At 36.6% G+C, this 15,484-nt stretch carries 16 protein-coding genes, 1 pseudogene and 1 riboswitch; of the genes and pseudogenes, 8 read left to right on the plus strand and 9 right to left on the minus strand.

What is annotated here, in order from left to right; all coding sequences use genetic code 11:
• Positions 1–286 precede the first annotated feature (286 nt).
• Together AC4PG8_RS04255 and AC4PG8_RS04260 are read left to right on the plus strand one after the other, a co-directional pair.
• A complete protein-coding gene (locus tag AC4PG8_RS04255) occupies positions 287–658 on the plus strand; it encodes a MerR family transcriptional regulator (protein WP_185512785.1) in 372 nt (123 codons plus the stop codon).
• 83 nt (positions 659–741) lie between these two features.
• Complete coding sequence (locus AC4PG8_RS04260; protein WP_492170060.1) at positions 742–1,515, plus strand: SDR family NAD(P)-dependent oxidoreductase; 774 nt, start codon at positions 742–744, stop codon at positions 1,513–1,515.
• A 60-nt stretch (positions 1,516–1,575) separates the two neighbouring features.
• Here the strand turns inward: AC4PG8_RS04260 and AC4PG8_RS04265 are convergent, their stop codons facing one another.
• Genes AC4PG8_RS04265 through AC4PG8_RS04285 form a run of 5 tightly spaced genes read right to left on the minus strand, consistent with a single transcriptional unit; the run spans position 1,576 to position 5,910 of the window.
• Positions 1,576–2,649, minus strand: coding sequence for an ABC transporter substrate-binding protein (locus tag AC4PG8_RS04265; RefSeq protein ID WP_492170061.1), 1,074 nt, complete (start codon positions 2,647–2,649; stop codon positions 1,576–1,578).
• Positions 2,646–3,452 (minus strand): ABC transporter permease, encoded by an 807-nt coding sequence (locus AC4PG8_RS04270; protein WP_003721373.1) that lies wholly within the window; start codon positions 3,450–3,452, stop codon positions 2,646–2,648. Before AC4PG8_RS04270 ends, AC4PG8_RS04265 begins: the two co-directional genes overlap by 4 nt.
• Positions 3,449–4,258: an ABC transporter permease gene (locus tag AC4PG8_RS04275; protein ID WP_003765965.1), complete on the minus strand. Its 810-nt coding sequence runs from the start codon at positions 4,256–4,258 to the stop codon at positions 3,449–3,451. Before AC4PG8_RS04275 ends, AC4PG8_RS04270 begins: the two co-directional genes overlap by 4 nt.
• Positions 4,258–5,352: an ABC transporter ATP-binding protein gene (locus AC4PG8_RS04280; RefSeq protein WP_003765964.1), complete on the minus strand. Its 1,095-nt coding sequence runs from the start codon at positions 5,350–5,352 to the stop codon at positions 4,258–4,260. The genes AC4PG8_RS04275 and AC4PG8_RS04280 overlap by 1 nt, the downstream gene beginning before the upstream one ends.
• Before the next feature lie 15 nt (positions 5,353–5,367).
• Entirely contained in the window at positions 5,368–5,910 is a 543-nt protein-coding gene (locus AC4PG8_RS04285) for a helix-turn-helix domain-containing protein (protein WP_160464077.1), read from the minus strand.
• 211 nt (positions 5,911–6,121) lie between these two features.
• Between AC4PG8_RS04285 and AC4PG8_RS04290 the strand changes: the two are divergent.
• A pseudogene (locus AC4PG8_RS04290) lies at positions 6,122–6,483 on the plus strand (hypothetical protein).
• A gap of 27 nt (positions 6,484–6,510) precedes the next feature.
• The gene (locus AC4PG8_RS04295; RefSeq protein WP_194323302.1) at positions 6,511–6,981 is read left to right on the plus strand and encodes an isoleucine--tRNA ligase; all 471 of its coding nucleotides are present in this window, start codon (positions 6,511–6,513) and stop codon (positions 6,979–6,981) included.
• A 43-nt stretch (positions 6,982–7,024) separates the two neighbouring features.
• On the opposite strand, the gene AC4PG8_RS04300 is transcribed toward AC4PG8_RS04295, so the two are convergent.
• The 3 genes from AC4PG8_RS04300 to AC4PG8_RS04310 all read right to left on the minus strand — a co-directional run bounded on the left by AC4PG8_RS04300 (position 7,025) and on the right by AC4PG8_RS04310 (position 10,342).
• On the minus strand, positions 7,025–9,073 hold the full coding sequence (locus AC4PG8_RS04300) for a Na+/H+ antiporter (protein WP_160464080.1): 2,049 nt from the start codon (positions 9,071–9,073) through the stop codon (positions 7,025–7,027).
• Positions 9,074–9,202: 129 nt separating this feature from the next.
• Positions 9,203–9,841 carry a GTP pyrophosphokinase gene (locus tag AC4PG8_RS04305; RefSeq protein WP_003761137.1) on the minus strand — a complete coding sequence of 213 codons (639 nt, stop codon included), beginning with the start codon at positions 9,839–9,841 and terminating at the stop codon, positions 9,203–9,205.
• Positions 9,842–9,991: 150 nt separating this feature from the next.
• Positions 9,992–10,342, minus strand: a complete 351-nt coding sequence (locus AC4PG8_RS04310; protein ID WP_003761136.1) for an iron-sulfur cluster biosynthesis family protein — start codon at positions 10,340–10,342, stop codon at positions 9,992–9,994.
• A 152-nt stretch (positions 10,343–10,494) separates the two neighbouring features.
• Between AC4PG8_RS04310 and ytvA the strand changes: the two genes are divergently transcribed.
• Together ytvA and AC4PG8_RS04320 are read left to right on the plus strand one after the other, a co-directional pair.
• On the plus strand, positions 10,495–11,256 hold the full coding sequence (gene ytvA, locus AC4PG8_RS04315; protein ID WP_033838010.1) for a YtvA family blue-light photoreceptor: 762 nt from the start codon (positions 10,495–10,497) through the stop codon (positions 11,254–11,256).
• Between the two features lie 68 nt (positions 11,257–11,324).
• A riboswitch (Lysine riboswitch) is annotated at positions 11,325–11,522 on the plus strand.
• Positions 11,523–11,612: 90 nt separating this feature from the next.
• The gene (locus AC4PG8_RS04320) at positions 11,613–13,073 is read left to right on the plus strand and encodes an amino acid permease (RefSeq protein WP_003761134.1); all 1,461 of its coding nucleotides are present in this window, start codon (positions 11,613–11,615) and stop codon (positions 13,071–13,073) included.
• 51 nt (positions 13,074–13,124) lie between these two features.
• On the opposite strand, the gene AC4PG8_RS04325 is transcribed toward AC4PG8_RS04320, so the two are convergent.
• Positions 13,125–13,586 carry a MarR family winged helix-turn-helix transcriptional regulator gene (locus tag AC4PG8_RS04325; protein WP_185590152.1) on the minus strand — a complete coding sequence of 154 codons (462 nt, stop codon included), beginning with the start codon at positions 13,584–13,586 and terminating at the stop codon, positions 13,125–13,127.
• Positions 13,587–13,841: 255 nt separating this feature from the next.
• Between AC4PG8_RS04325 and AC4PG8_RS04330 the strand changes: the two genes are divergently transcribed.
• Both AC4PG8_RS04330 and rarD read left to right on the plus strand, forming a co-directional pair.
• Positions 13,842–14,372, plus strand: a complete 531-nt coding sequence (locus tag AC4PG8_RS04330; protein WP_003761132.1) for a YceI family protein — start codon at positions 13,842–13,844, stop codon at positions 14,370–14,372.
• Between the two features lie 109 nt (positions 14,373–14,481).
• Entirely contained in the window at positions 14,482–15,408 is a 927-nt protein-coding gene (gene rarD, locus AC4PG8_RS04335) for an EamA family transporter RarD (protein WP_185510425.1), read from the plus strand.
• Positions 15,409–15,484: the final 76 nt, after the last annotated feature.

A 15,484-nucleotide genomic window follows, 5' to 3' on the forward strand; every position in this document is an offset into this window, starting at 1 on the left:
CGTAACATTATTTTAGCGGATAGCTGATCTATTTCACAAGTTATATGCTTAATGTTCGTGTTGTGACTCTCGCGTGAACCTGCTGAAAGATACTGGTAGCTTTATTCCCGTCCATCATAAACAGGAAATATTCAGTTTAGAACATTATATAATATATGTTGATAATTTTCCTCTAGAACGTTATTCAGTAAAAATCGTATTCGTTTCACTCATCCTTTCCCCGCTCCTTTTTATGTAGTAAGCTGGAGTTAACACCATATTCATTTAAAAGAGGAGATGATTACTCGTGAATTACACAATTGGTGCATTTTCAAAAGAAGTCGGCTTATCAATTGATACATTACGATATTATGAAAAAGAAAAACTAATTTTACCAAAAAGAAATGAGATCAACCGTAGAATTTATGATAGTTCGGATATTACTTGGATTAATTTCATAAAAAAATTAAAGCAGACAGGCATGCCAATTAAAGATATTAAGGAATATGCAAAACTTCGGTATCTGGGAGATCAAACCATCGAGCAACGAATGACCTTGTTATATAAGCAATACGATGTTTTAGTTGAAAAAAGGAAAGAAATTGAGCTATACACTCAGTTTCTACTAAATAAAATAGATATTTATAAGGAAATGTTGAGTGAACGAGATATTAAATAATTTTTGCTCGTATAAGAAGAGTTGACATGGTGTTAACTCCAGCATTTATAGTTAATCCATACTAAATGCTAGGAGGAATTGCCATGAAAAAATATGTTGTCATCACAGGTGCGAGTTCCGGCATCGGTTATGCTACCGCTAAAGGGTTTGCAAAACGCAAAAAAAATCTCATCTTAATTGCCAGAAGAGAAGCTAATTTGGTGAAGTTGAAAAACGAGATTGAGAAGGAAGTACCCGAAGTTGAAGTCCTAATCAAAGCGATTGATTTAACAAAAATAAATCGGTTAGAGAAATTATTTTCTGAATTGGACCTTTATTTCATTGAAACGTGGGTAAATAATGCTGGTCTAGGATATTATAGTGAAGTTAAAAACCAGAACCTAACTAAGACTTTACAGCTTCTTCATTTGAACATTGAAGCTTTAACAGTTTTATCGGTCTTGTATGTTAGAAAGTATCATGACCAATCAGGTACACAACTAATTAATGTTTCTTCAGCAGGTGGCTATACGATGGTTCCTACTGCAACAACTTATTGTGCTAGTAAATTCTATGTCAGTTCCTTTACTGAAGCACTAAGTTTGGAATTACGAGAAAGCGGTTCTCCACTTCAAGCAAAAGTATTAGCACCAGCTGCCACCAAAACCGAATTTGGGCAAAAAGCAAATGATGTAAGCGAATATGACTATGACAAAAAATTTAATAACTATCATACAAGTGATGAAATGGCCCAATTCTTACTAGATTTGTATGACAGCGATAAAATAGTGGGCATGATTGATAGGACAACATTCTCCCTAACTTTAACTGGAAATTTGTTTTCTTACGGAAACCAAGCCTCATTTAATCAAAAATAAGGAACCGTAAAAAAGACTCTTGTATTAGAATACAAGAGTCTTTTTGTTTGAGATGAAGCTTTATTTCCGATACATCTTAAACTCCAAAAATAATTCATTATAATACGACAGCATTCGTTTACCGAGGTTATCATATACTTCTAAATTATTTAGTTCGTCCATATCCGGATAAAAACGTTCGTCACCCGAAATTTCTTTGGGTAACAATTTAACAGCTTTTTCATTTGGCGTTGCATAGCCAACATATTCAGCGTTAATTGCGGCATTTTCTGGTTTTAACATGAAGTTAATAAAGTTGTGCGCGCCATCGACATTTTTCGCCGTTTTTGGAATGACCATGTTATCGAACCATAAATTGGAGCCGTCTTTTGGAATTACGTATTCTAAATCTTCATTTTCACTGAGCATTTCTGCTGCTTCTCCGGAGAAAGTAACCGCGACACCAGCTTCATTGTCCGCCATGAGAAGTTTAATCTCATCGCCAACAATCGCTTTGACATTCGGCGTCATCGTTTCTAGCTTGTCTCTGGCAGCTTGTAGGTGGGCTTTATTCGTATCGTTCAGTGAGTAACCGAGACTATTCAGCCCAAGTCCCATCACTTCACGCGCCCCATCAATTAGCAATATTTGGTTTTTCAATTCGGGATCAAATAATGCATTCCATGTATCGAAATTTTTATCTGGGAACATTTCTTTATTATAAATAATGCCAAGCGTTCCCCAGAAATACGGCATCGAATATTTATTATCGTCATCAAACGACAAGTCCATAAAACGCGGATCAAGGTATTTTTCATTTGGTAGTTTGGAATGATCAAGTGGGATCAGCAAATTTTCTTCTTTCATTTTGCTAATCGCGTAATCACTTGGCACCGCAATATCAAAGGTCGTTCCACCTTGCTCGATTTTCGTCATCATCGCTTCATTAGAATCAAATGTTTGGTAAATAACTTTGATGCCAGTTTCTTTTTCAAATTTAGTAATGAGCGATGGATCAATGTAATCGCCCCAGTTATAAATTGTCAGCGTATTACTCCCAGCGTAGCCCTCAGAGCGGTTCATCGTTGTTGCAATTAGCATCATTAGGAGCGCGACAACAATTACTGGTACAAAAATTTTCAGCAGTTGCTTCATTCTTTCGTCGCCCCCGTCCGAATATTTTTACTTGTATTACGTTGGTTGATAAAGTAATAACCGATCACGAGAATAATTGTAAATAGGAAAATCAGTGTCGATAAAGCATTGATAGAAAGCGAAATTCCTTGTCTTGCTCGAGAATAAATTTCTACCGCCAATGTCGAGAAGCCATTTCCAGTTACAAAGAATGTTACCGCAAAATCATCTAGCGAGTAAGTTAATGCCATGAAAAATCCAGCCAAAACGCCCGGCATAATATACGGCAAAATAACTTTTGAAAGCACTTGCCACTGGCTTGCACCTAAGTCTCTCGCGGCATCCATTAACGTCGGACTCATTTCTTGCAACTTCGGCAAAATCATCAATACGACAATCGGAATACTAAAGGCAATATGCGATACTAGCACAGAAATAAAACCTAATTTTACGCCTAAAATCGTAAAGAAAATCAAGAAACTAGCACCAATAATAACGTCTGGGCTAACAATCAACACATTATTCAAACTTAAAAGTGAGTTTTTCGCAAAAGGTTTTGGCATAAATTTAATCGCCAGCGCCCCGCAAACCCCTATAATAGTCGCAATCACCGAAGAAAGTAGCGCAATCACAAACGTATTTAAAACAATAATCAGTAAGCGCGTATCTTGGAAAACTTCCTTGTAATAACCGAGCGTAAATCCGCTAAAGTTATGCATTGTGCCGCCTTTATTAAACGAATAAAAAATCAAATAGAAAATCGGCGCATATAAAATCACAAAAACAAGCACTAAATAAATCGTACCCCATTTACTTTTCTTCATTTACGCGCACCTCTTTTCTTTTTCGAACCCGTTAGGAACATAATTAAAATCATCGCAATAATTAAAAATACGCCAATCGTCGAACCCATTCCCCAGTCTTGCGTGACAAGGAAATGTTCTTCAATCGCTGTTCCGAGCGTAATCACACGGTTTCCTGCAATTAATCGCGTAATCATAAAGAGTGATAGCGCTGGAATAAAAACAGCCTGACATCCTGATTTCACACCGTCAGCAGTAAGTGGGAAAATCACTCGTCTAAATGTCGTCATACTCGATGCGCCTAAATCCCGTGACGCTTGAATCAACGTTGGGTTAATTTCCTCAATTGCATTAAAAATCGGTAAAATCATAAACGGAATAAAAATATAGGTTGATACAAATAAGAAACTAAAATCCGTAAATAAAATCTGTTTCGAGCCAATTCCAAGTATTTCTAAAAATTGATTCGCCGCCCCGTATGTCCCAAAAATCCCAATAAAGGCATACGCTTTAAGCAGTAAATTGATCCAAGTCGGTAAAATAATGAGTAATAACCACAATTGTTTATGTTTTAGCTTCGTTAGCAGATACGCCGTTGGATAAGAAATCAACAACGTAAAAACGGTAATTAAAAACGCGTACCAGAACGAACTAGCTGTCATTTTTAAATATACAGGAGTGAAAAAGTGAATATAATTATCTACCGTAAAATTGCCATCTACATCAAAAAAAGAATAATACACAATTAATAAAATCGGTGCGACAACAAAAAGTAAAATCCAAAGAACATAAGGAACGAGATAAACTGTACGGGTGCGTCTATTCATTACTGCACCTCATCGTAGCTATCAAGCCGCTTATCGAATTCTTCCTCCGTTTCCCCAAGACGCATAACATGAATTGCCTCTGGTTCAAACGCTAAGCCAATCTTATCACCCACACGAACTTTTCTCGTTGTGTGAACAAGCCATTCATTTCCATCAATATCAATACAACCAACTTCATAATGAACACCGCGGAATAGCATCCAATCAACGGTTACTTGAAGTTTTCCTTTTTCAGCCGAAGTAATCTCTAGATCTTCCGGACGAATAACTACTTCAACGACTTCATTTGGACGGAAACCTTGGTCGACACATTCAAAACGTCTTTCCACAAATTCCACTTCGAAATCTTGAATCATTTTGCCATTAACAATGTTGGATTCGCCAATAAAATCAGCAACGAACTTATTAATCGGCTCGTCGTAAATATCAATCGGCGTACCGCTTTGTTGAATTTCGCCTTTATTTAATACAAAAATTTCATCGCTCATTGCAAGTGCTTCTTCTTGGTCATGTGTCACAAAAATAAACGTAATCCCAAGCCGTTTTTGCAAATCGCGCAACTCATATTGCATTTCGGTACGTAGCTTTAAATCAAGCGCTGACAGTGGTTCATCAAGCAAAATAACTTCTGGTTCATTGACGATTGCCCGCGCGATTGCGACACGTTGCCTTTGTCCGCCAGACATTTCGCTAATTTCTCTTTTTTCATAGCCTTTTAAGTTAACAAAGCGCAGTGCTTCTTGTACTTTTTTATCGATTGCATCTTTTTTTAGTTTTTTAATCCGCAGTCCAAAAGCCACATTTTCGTACACGTTTAAATGTGGAAATAACGCATAATCTTGGAAAACGGTATTTACAGGACGTTTATTGGCTGGAATTTGGTTAATTACCTTATCCCCTAAGTAGATTTGTCCTTCTGAAGCTTCTAAAAAACCGGCAATTAAGCGCAAAATGGTTGTTTTCCCGCAACCAGATGGGCCAAGCAAAGTATAAAACTTCCCTTTTTCTATTTCAAAGCTGACATTGTCAAGCACTGGTGGATCATTATCAAATTGTTTTGTTACATTTTCAAAACGAATAATTGTTTCTGTCACAATCATTTACCTCCCTTATAAATATGAGTCTGTCGCAACTAAGATGAGTGTCGCTTGTTCATTTGATCGATTAACAATTTGATGTTCATCTGCGGCGTGGAAATAAATTGCTTCTCCTTTTTTAGCCACATACTCATTTCGACCAAGCAGCACGGTCACTTCCCCTTTTAGCACGTAAGCAAAAGTTTCTGAAAGTGATGGTTCAAAGCTTTTAAAACAACTGTTTGCTTCTATTTCAAGTAGAACGGGTTCCATTTCTTTTTCATTTGATTCTGGAACAAGCCACTTAATTCTGTAACCTTTTTCTTCATCTTCAAAGAAAGTATGCTCTAGTTCTCCGTAAATTACTTTTTGATTATGTTCTTCTTCATCAAAGAAATCTTTCGGAGTAGAACCTAACACTTCCAAAATAGCAAATAACGTTTCGATAGAAGGAGAACTCAAATCTCGTTCTAGCTGAGAAATATATCCCTTCGTCAAATCCGTTCGTTCGCCTAATTCTTCTTGTGTCAAATTCTTGCTGAGCCTAAGATTTTTTATGCGTTTGCCAATATCCATGTCAATGTCCTTTCTTTCAAGTTTAGTTATAGTAAACCTCAAGTCATAGAAGTTTACTAATATTAAACACAAAGTTTACTTACAGCAAGCTACATTATACAACAAAGCTTCCACATGAACAATAGTTTTTTTTGATTTTTCCTAAGTTAGACAACGTTTGTTTTTAATGCTAAGATTTGGTTATAAAATCAACATAGGCGGACAAGCATTCATGAAAAAATATCACTTTTCAACATTTAATATCAATGCAGGTAGTGTAACACTTTTGGTTATGATTAGTTGTTTTTCTATTTTGTCATTAATCCTTTCCATGGCATGGGAAATTTATGCTATAGATCAAAAGCATATCCTTATAGCAAGTACATTATCGAATGTGATGCAAAATTAATTCGCTTTATGGGCCCTAGTTCGAGAGCAATGCCTTACTACCGAATTGTTATTATCAATAAAGATACCCGCGCGGAGAAACTAATTAAAGTGTACAATGTAGCGCGTAGATACAAAGGCGCAGATAAGCAAATGCAACTGAAAATGGAAGAATTACGTGATCAACTCAAGCAATATCAATCTTAACTAAAACATCCTAGGTGGTACACAAATATGAAAAACTATCCTTTCTTCAAATATAATATGAATATCAAAACTTTTTTTACTTTCATCGTTGCCTTAGCTATCTTGGGCCTTGGTCTCTACTTGTTTATTACTTATGAGGTCCTGCGAGTTTGGCAATTTTGGCTTTTATATGCCGTTTTTATTATTTCAACTATTAATATCTTCTCCACTTATGTTAATGGTACTGTCTCGATTAATAATCGCGCGCTTTTTTATAAAAGAGGATTTTCGGATAAAAAATATCCTTTTAGTCAATATATGCTGGAATGTGACACTAGGTTGCACGGGCGGACTATTTCTTTTCTTCCCTATTACACTATCAATATTCTTAATTTAGAGACAGGGAAAGAAGAAAAAATTAAGCTCCGAAATGCCGCCATCACTCATAGAAATGGCAGAAAGAACTTCCACTTAGAAATAGAAAATCTCGCTGAACATTTAAGAAATATGCAAGCTTAAATAGAAAGCCCCAAGAACATTGTGTTGTTCTTAGGGCTTTTTCTTATTCTAAAAAGTCATCATATAAGTATGTTTCAATCATGTTGAGATTTTGGCGTAAGTCCCGGGCTAATTCCCTTGAGATCCCGCCTTTTTCAAACATATTCTGAATAATATCACGTTCTAATTGGAAAGCAACTACTTGGACTTCGCGTTTTTTCTGTTCGAATTTTGCGCGTTTACCTCTTGGACTGTGCTCTTTTCTCACGCGTTCTAAGAAAATAGTGTGTTCCGTAATTAACGGTCCAATAATATCAGCATTTTCTTTCGTTAATTGTTCTTTGAGTTTAGAAATAATGAGTATTTCATTTTCTTCTCGTAGTTGGCGAATTGCTTGGAATCGTTCGCTATCTTTAGAAATACCTTTTTTCACTTTATGGGTGATTCTACCCCATTTTTTCGGGTGAATGATAAGCATTATTAGACGATAAAGGAACATCCATGCTGTTTTTATTTTTGTTCGGAAGCGCTGTTTAATCGCTTGTTCCATCATATTAAGATAGTGTTGATAACGATAGCTATCTGTAGCAACAATGCGTCCTTCATCGGTCATTTTTTGGGTGTTTTCACGTTCCCACTGGATAATTTCTAATCGTTTCGCCCGTTCTCTTTCATCCATGCCTCGATTCGAAATATTATTTTGCTGTAAATCATAAATCCGTCTGCGGTAGTCTTCAATTACTTCATCTGTTGCGGCTTTCGTTTCTGGTAAAGTCTGTTCTTTCAATTCTCTGATGACATTTCGAAGTATCCGAATCCGTGTCGCAATTTCAGCTCGTTCATCCTCCGTTGTCACTTCTTCACTTTTTGCTAGTAACGGTAAGATAAACGTCGCAATAACTAGCGTACACAGAATAACACCTGACGCTATAAAGATAATCAGTGAGCGCTGCGGAAATAGTGATCCATCGTCTAAGAAAAATGGAATTGCGAGCGCACTGGCAAGCGTAACTGCCCCGCGAACACCAGAAAGCGATGTGAGCACAACTGGTCTAAACTTAGGTAGCTGTGTCTTTTTATTCTGTTTTTGCCTTTGTTTTGCGCCAATGCTCCATGATATGTAAACCCATAAGAAGCGCAGTAAAATCAAGGCTGCTGTGATAGAAAGTATATAAGCAATTACTTGTAAATTGCTACTACCGGAATCATTCCATACTACCTCGGTAATCGCAGGAAGTTGCGTACCAAGCAGTAAAAACACTAAGCCATTTAAAACAAAAATAATAACCGACCAAGTACTTTGCGAAACAACATTTAATTTAACTAATTGTGGATCCATTTTCTTTTGTTCCATTGAATGCATAATCCCGGCTGCAACCACCGCTAAAATTCCTGAAACGTGTAATTCCTCTGCCGCTAAATAAATAATAAATGGCGTTAAAATTTGGATAAGCATGTGAAAAGTAACATCTTCCATCCCAAGACCACGAACCCATTTTAACAATCGGAATTTTAACCAACTTAAAACGAGCCCTACTAAAATACCACCAATCGCGATAATAAAAAAGCTAATACTCGCATCCATTAAACTAAATACGCCTGTCACCATCGCAGCAATCGCAAATTGGAAAGCAACTAGTCCTGAAGCATCATTAATAAGCGCTTCTCCTTCTAGTAAATTCATTATCCGTTTTGGCAAATTAATCCGCCCAGAAAGTGAACTAACGGCTACAGCATCAGTTGGCGCAAGAGCCGCTGCAAGAGCAAAAGCTGCTGCAAGTGGAACGGTTGGAATCATCCAGTGGACAAAATAACCAATCACAACAACCGTCGCAAACACAAGCCCGAGCGCTAATACTAAAATCGGCATCCGCATTCCCCAAAGTGCCGCTTTATCCGTCTGTCTGCCATCATTAAATAGCAAGGGTGCAATAAACATTACTAGAAAAAGTTCTGGATTGAGTTGTAAATCAAACGTAATTGGCATAATAGCGATAATTACACCAAGTCCGATTTGAATTAACGGCACCGAAACAAAGGGAACAAACCGATTAAGCAAATTAGAAATAAAAATAGCTACAAGTAATGCTAAAACATATAAAAATATCTCCAATATGTACCGTCCCCTTTCGTTTATTCTCCTATATTATTATGAAGCAAAATAAACGATCTCGCAAATATAAAACAGCCCTGCTCCTTTGTATTTGCTCACTTTACAAAGAAACAAAGCTGTTAGATTAAGTTACTTTTCTTTTTCATTCTTATATTTATCAATTTGATCATTTAAATTTTTCATTTTTTCATCTAAATGGGTAATGATTCTTGCGGCGTCTTGTAATTCTTTTACTAATTCTTCTGGCGCTTCTTGTTGATATTTATAATAAATTTTATGTTCTAAACTTGCCCAAAAATCCATTGCAACCGTTCGAATTTGAATTTCTACCGTCATTTTTTCCGAACGATTTGTTAAGAAAACTGGCACTTCACATAATAAATGTAAACTCCGGTAGCCATTCGGTTTTGGGTTTGTCACATAGTCTTTTACTCGTTTAATCGTTATATCACTTTGGCCGGCAAGCATTTCATGAATACGAAAAATATCGGATACAAAAGAACAGGTAATACGAATTCCCGCAATATCGTGTACATACTTAAGTGCATTTTCTGGTGTAATATCCACATTTTTCTTTTCCAGTTTTGCCCCTATACTTTCGAGTGATTTGACCCGTGATTTCAAGTGTTCCATTGGATTATAGTCGTGAATAAATTGAAATTCTTCATTCAATATTTTAAGTTTCGTGTTCACTTCTTCTAGAGCAAAACGGTGAAGAAGCATAACATTTCGCCAATGCTTTAGTTCGTCTACTGATGGTTGTTCCATGATGACACTCCTTCCATATGTATAAACTTCCTATTCCATGTTACTACAAATCAGAAGCCAGCGTAACTATATGTCGAAAGTTTCACCACATTCTCATGAAATTTTCATAAAAAAGCCTAGAATAAAAATTATTCTAGGCTAATTCGCTATTTAACTAATTGGACAACTAATTACTTTATCGTTATCTGTCACAAGCAACAAATTACGGTTATAATACTGTCCATCACTTTTTAATACCAGCGTTTTTTCTGTGTCATTATAATCGATCGTTAACGCATCTTCTAGAAATATTTCCGTCCAGCGCTTAATTAATACAGGACCGATATTTGAATCTATTATATCATCTTCAGGAGTTTTCTCTGCTACTAATCGAAGGGTAAATATACCACTGTTTTCACAGGAACACCCTTCTGTATCGTAGTATAAATGCAACTGACCGGAAAGATTTGAACGAAGCGCATTTAGCCGATTTATGGCGCTATCTGTAAATGTTATATACATAACCAATCACCTCTAACTCTATTATACACCTGAGTTACTAAGATTTCGCGTGAGTTGCTTACTTTCTATTTATTTCACAAATTAGACATTGGGTTTTCATTCCTTTGCGTGGTATGATAGGTATGTATTTACAAAGGGGGAGAAACACGCAGATGAGCGCTTATCCAAAATTCGATGTTATTTTAAAAGCATTAAATTTGTCTAGTGTAGGAGTAATTATTACAGATCCTGAGCAAAAAAACAATCCGATTATTTTTGTGAACACAGGCTTTGAAAATATTACTGGCTATACTAAAGAAGAAGCTATTGGCTCTAATTGTCACTTTTTGCAAGGAGATGATACTGACAAAGAGGAAGTTGCGAAAATCCGTCATGCCATTAACGAAAAATCAACTGCGAATGTTTTACTAAAAAATTACCGAAAAAATGGCACTTCATTTATGAATGAGCTGACAATTGAACCGATTTATGATGATAATGACCATTTATATTTTGTCGGCATTCAAAAAGATGTGACGACCGAGCATAATTATCAACTGGAACTTGAAAAATCCTTATGGGAAATTGAAAAACTATCAACGCCAATTGTTCCCATTAAGGAAAATATTTGTGTGCTGCCGCTAATTGGTTCCTTGACCCACGACCGGTTTCAGCACATGTCCGAATACGTCAGCGAATATATGGATAATGGAAAAGAAGATTACTTAATTATGGATCTTTCTGGTCTTGCTGATTTTAATGAAGATGCTGTAATGAATCTTGTGAAGTTCCATGGCTTTATGAAGCTAACAGGTGTGGAACTAATTATTACAGGGATTTCACCTAAATTTGCGATGACTTTAATGCGCTACCAAGAAAATCTATCTAGTTTAACTACTTATAGCACAATCAAAGAAGCACTACAATTTTACTAAAACATATTGCAAAACAACCCATTTTCCGTTATTATGGGTAAATAATCAAATATAAACCCTCATCCAAATGGTGAGGTAGAGGTTGCGAGATGCACTAGTAATTTTTTCGAGGCGAAACAAAGACGCCAATGACAAAAAACGAACAGGTTGATCGCCGAAGTGACTATTTTTTCTTTGTATCGAAATAGTTGTTGGGACAGTTTCCTAAAGGAGCTGGACTGCTATAAGAATTTGTCGAAATTTCTTATAGGTGTGCTATCTGACAAAATGATGTTGGTAAAATACGTAACAGCCAATTTCTTGCAGATTGGCTGTTTTTTGCGCACTTCCTCTGATAATAGAAAGGGAGATTTATAGTGAAAAAAGAAACACATGGCGAGATTCGTCGTGACTTAAAGACAAGGCATCTATCCATGATAGCAATTGGTGGTTCAATCGGAACCGGATTATTTTTAGCAAGTGGAAATGCGATTCATACTGCTGGGCCTGGTGGAGCGCTAGTTGCTTATATTGCGATTGGCATTATGGTGTACTTTTTAATGACAAGCTTAGGTGAGATGGCTACATACATGCCTGTTTCCGGCTCATTTAGTACGTATGCTAGTCGATTTGTTGATCCAGCTTTTGGTTTTGCACTCGGTTGGAACTATTGGTTTAACTGGGCGATCACGCTCGCAGTCGATATTTCAACAGCGGCGATTATTGTTCAATTTTGGTTGCCGAATACGCCTGCTTGGCTCTGGAGTGCGATTTTCTTACTCTTGATTTTCGGTTTAAATGCCCTATCGGTAAAAGCTTACGGGGAGTCAGAGTACTGGTTCTCGATTATTAAAGTAGCGACTGTTATTATTTTTCTTATCGTCGGTGTGCTGACAATTGTTGGTATTCTTGGCGGCGAAGTGATTGGCTTTTCTAACTTTACAGCAGGAGATGCACCATTTAAAGGTGGATTTTTCGCGATATTAGGCACGTTCTTGATTGCTGGATTTTCTTTCCAAGGTACTGAAATGGTTGGTATTGCAGCTGGTGAAAGTGCTACTCCAGAAAAAAGTGTTCCTAAAGCGATTAAGCAAGTTTTCTGGCGGATTTTGTTATTTTATATTTTTGCGATTTTCATTATCGGGATGATTATTCCTTATACTAATCCGAATTTACTGAGCGCTGAGGCAACAGATGTGGCGATTAGTCCATTTACGCTCGTATTTGAAAAGGCTGGGCTAGCTTTTGCGGCTTCGGTAATGAACGCGGTTATCTTGACTTCCGTTCTATCCGCTGGTAATTCAGGCCTTTACGCTTCCACAAGAATGCTTTGGGCAATGGCTCGTGATAAAAAAGCTCCTAAATTCTTAGGCAAAGTAAACCGTCGTGGTATCCCAATGGCTGCACTTATTGTTACTACCATTGTTGGTGCGATGACATTCATTACCACGCTTACCGAAAATGGAACAGTTATTTATACATGGCTCCTTTCTGCTTCTGGTTTAACCGGATTTATCGCTTGGGTCGGCATTGCTATTAGCCATTACCGATTCCGTAAAGCTTTCATTAAGCAAGGCCATGATTTGAACGAACTAAAATATAAAGCCAAATTTTTCCCTTTTGGTCCGATTTTAGCTTTAATCTTATGTATTTTAGTTATTGTCGGTCAAGATTACGCGGCATTTTTAAAACCAGAATTTACGAATCCTGCTTGGTGGCAAAAAATCGGTATTTCTTATATCGGCCTCCCTATTTTCCTTATCTTCTGGTTATCATTTAAATTTACAAATAAAACAAAAGTCATTCCACTGGAAGACTGCAAATTTGATCAAAAATAAAAAAACATCTCTTGTTCATTCATTTTTACTTGAATGATACAGGAGATGTTTTTATTTACTCTTTTTCAATAAGGTTTCGACTTTTTTATTTAGGCGAATTAATTCTTCTATTTCGTTTTCGGTCAGGTTTTCGAACACTTTCATCATGGCTTTGTACATAAAAGCGTTTGCAGTGGAGCGCTTAGATAAGTCTTCTCCTTTTTTTGAAAGCTTTAGTGTTAAATCCATATTATCAGTTGGGATTGTTTTGTTTAATTTTACAACAAGACCTAAGCTAATTAACCCGTCCACATTAGCCGCGGCAGAACTTCCAGTAATTATTAATCGTTTAGTTAAATCCGCCACTGAAATGCCAGGTGTGCTATAAATCACATTAATCATCGCAAGTTGCTGAATTGTTAGTCCTAAGCTAGCCGCATTTTGATCGGCATATCCCGCTGAAATCCGCTGTATTGACCAATAAGTTTTTAATAATTCACTAATATTTTCTGTATCTGTATTAATTTTTTCCATCATTCAACCTCCTCTTACCACCTATTCTACGCACTTTATCAGAAAAACTCAATCATATTTACGAAAAAAATATATTTCTAATACGTTTTTATAGTTGCTTATTAAAAGTAAGTATGATATAGTTTACTTATAAACAGTTAAGCAATTGCTTTTCTAACGCGTAAAAGTATTTTTTCTAAGGTTTAATATCAAACAATTTAGGCTAGATTATAAGAGAATGCTTTTATAAAAAAACATATTTGGAGGAATGAAAAAATGACAGTAGAAAAATGGAACGTAGACCCAGCGCATAGTTCAATCGAATTTCAAGTAAAACACATGATGGTATCAAAAGTAAAAGGTGCATTTAGCGATTTCACAGCAGATATTGAAATGGATCCAGAAGATTTAACAACAGCAAAATTAAACTTCTCTGTATCAGCAGCTTCTGTAGATACTCGCCAAGCACAACGCGATGGTCATCTAAAAAGTGAAGATTTCTTTAATGTAGAAAAATATCCAAACGTTACTTTTACAGCAACAAAAATCACAGCTGATGGCGATGATGAATACGAAGTGACTGGTGATTTAACGATTCGCGACGTAACAAAACCTCTTACACTAGAAGTAAGCTATGAAGGTACTGGAAAAGATCCAAACACTGGTAACATGGTAGCTGGCTTTGAAGCAAAAGGTAAATTCAACCGTAAAGACTTTGGCCTAAATTACAATGCTGCATTAGAAACTGGTGGCGTACTTATCGGTGACGAAGTAAAATTAAACATCCAAATTGAAGCAAGTAAATAATTACTGAAACTACGAGTAGCTAGCCTATTCGTGGTTTTTTTTGTAGCTTTATTCTCCCTTTTAGGATAAAATAGTTCTATTGTTTTTAAAAAAGGAGGCTAACATCGCTATGGAAAATAAACAAAATGGGCAGCTAGGTGGAATTATCGCCGGAGCTCTCGCATATGTATTTTGGGGTGTCCTTCCAATTTACTGGAAGCTAGCCACAAATGTCCCTCCTATGGAGATTTTGGCCTATCGAATTATATGGTCTTTTATTTTTATGCTATTTTTGATTGTTTGTTTACGAAAGACTTCGATGGTTTTTCAAGAAACAAAGGACGTTTTGCTTAAACCGAAAACGCTTATCGCCATTATTGCGGCGGCTTTTTTAGTCACTGGAAACTGGTATTTATTCATTTACACAGTGAATAGCGGGCATGTGACCGAAGCAAGTCTTGGTTACTATATAAATCCACTTGTAAATGTACTTCTCGCAACGGTGATTTTAAAAGAACGATTGAGTCGCGGTGAGATTATTGCAGTTATCTCGGCAACAATTGGCGTCTTAATTCTCACATGGCATCTTGGGTCCGTTCCTTGGGCAGCAATTGGTATGGCTGTTTCCTTCTCCCTTTATGGGTTGATAAAAAAAGTCGTTTCCGTTTCCGTATGGACTGGTTTAACACTTGAAACGATGATTATTACGCCATTTGCACTCATATATGTACTCTTTTTCGCGACGAATGGATTAATGCAGTATGCCGCGCAAACAAATATTATTTTAATTGGCGCTGGGATTGTTACCGCCATTCCATTACTTTTATTTGCGACCGCTGCGAAGAAAATCAGCTACACAATGGTCGGTTTCTTGCAATATATTGGACCTACGTTAATGCTTGCTCTCGGTGTCTTGCTTTTCAAAGAAAGTTTTGACCACATCCAATTATTTGCCTTCATGTTCATCTGGTTGGCACTTATTATTTTCACGATTTCACACATTTATTCCGCAGCAAAAATTAAACAATTAGCAACCGCTGCAAAAGAACAATCATAAAAAAATGTTTTCCGGTCCCCTCTTTCGGGAATAATTCTTCTATCAAGCGAGAAGCTATTCCATAAAAATGAATAGG

Source organism: Listeria sp. MAN/IMW/UF555, from assembly GCF_058684075.1.

Excerpts from the sequence above, each read along its gene's own strand:
- AC4PG8_RS04270 (WP_003721373.1), bottom strand. The coding sequence starts at position 3,452 with ATGAAGAAAAGTAAATGGGGTACGATTTATTTAGTGCTTGTTTTTGTG.
- AC4PG8_RS04275 (WP_003765965.1), bottom strand. The coding sequence starts at position 4,258 with ATGAATAGACGCACCCGTACAGTTTATCTCGTTCCTTATGTTCTTTGG.
- AC4PG8_RS04305 (WP_003761137.1), bottom strand. The coding sequence starts at position 9,841 with ATGGAACAACCATCAGTAGACGAACTAAAGCATTGGCGAAATGTTATG.
- AC4PG8_RS04325 (WP_185590152.1), bottom strand. The coding sequence starts at position 13,586 with ATGGAAAAAATTAATACAGATACAGAAAATATTAGTGAATTATTAAAA.
- rarD (WP_185510425.1), top strand. The coding sequence starts at position 14,482 with ATGGAAAATAAACAAAATGGGCAGCTAGGTGGAATTATCGCCGGAGCT.
- ytvA (WP_033838010.1), top strand. The coding sequence starts at position 10,495 with ATGAGCGCTTATCCAAAATTCGATGTTATTTTAAAAGCATTAAATTTG.
- AC4PG8_RS04295 (WP_194323302.1), top strand. The coding sequence starts at position 6,511 with ATGAAAAACTATCCTTTCTTCAAATATAATATGAATATCAAAACTTTT.
- AC4PG8_RS04330 (WP_003761132.1), top strand. The coding sequence starts at position 13,842 with ATGACAGTAGAAAAATGGAACGTAGACCCAGCGCATAGTTCAATCGAA.
- AC4PG8_RS04285 (WP_160464077.1), bottom strand. The coding sequence starts at position 5,910 with ATGGATATTGGCAAACGCATAAAAAATCTTAGGCTCAGCAAGAATTTG.
- AC4PG8_RS04310 (WP_003761136.1), bottom strand. The coding sequence starts at position 10,342 with ATGTATATAACATTTACAGATAGCGCCATAAATCGGCTAAATGCGCTT.
- AC4PG8_RS04265 (WP_492170061.1), bottom strand. The coding sequence starts at position 2,649 with ATGAAGCAACTGCTGAAAATTTTTGTACCAGTAATTGTTGTCGCGCTC.
- AC4PG8_RS04260 (WP_492170060.1), top strand. The coding sequence starts at position 742 with ATGAAAAAATATGTTGTCATCACAGGTGCGAGTTCCGGCATCGGTTAT.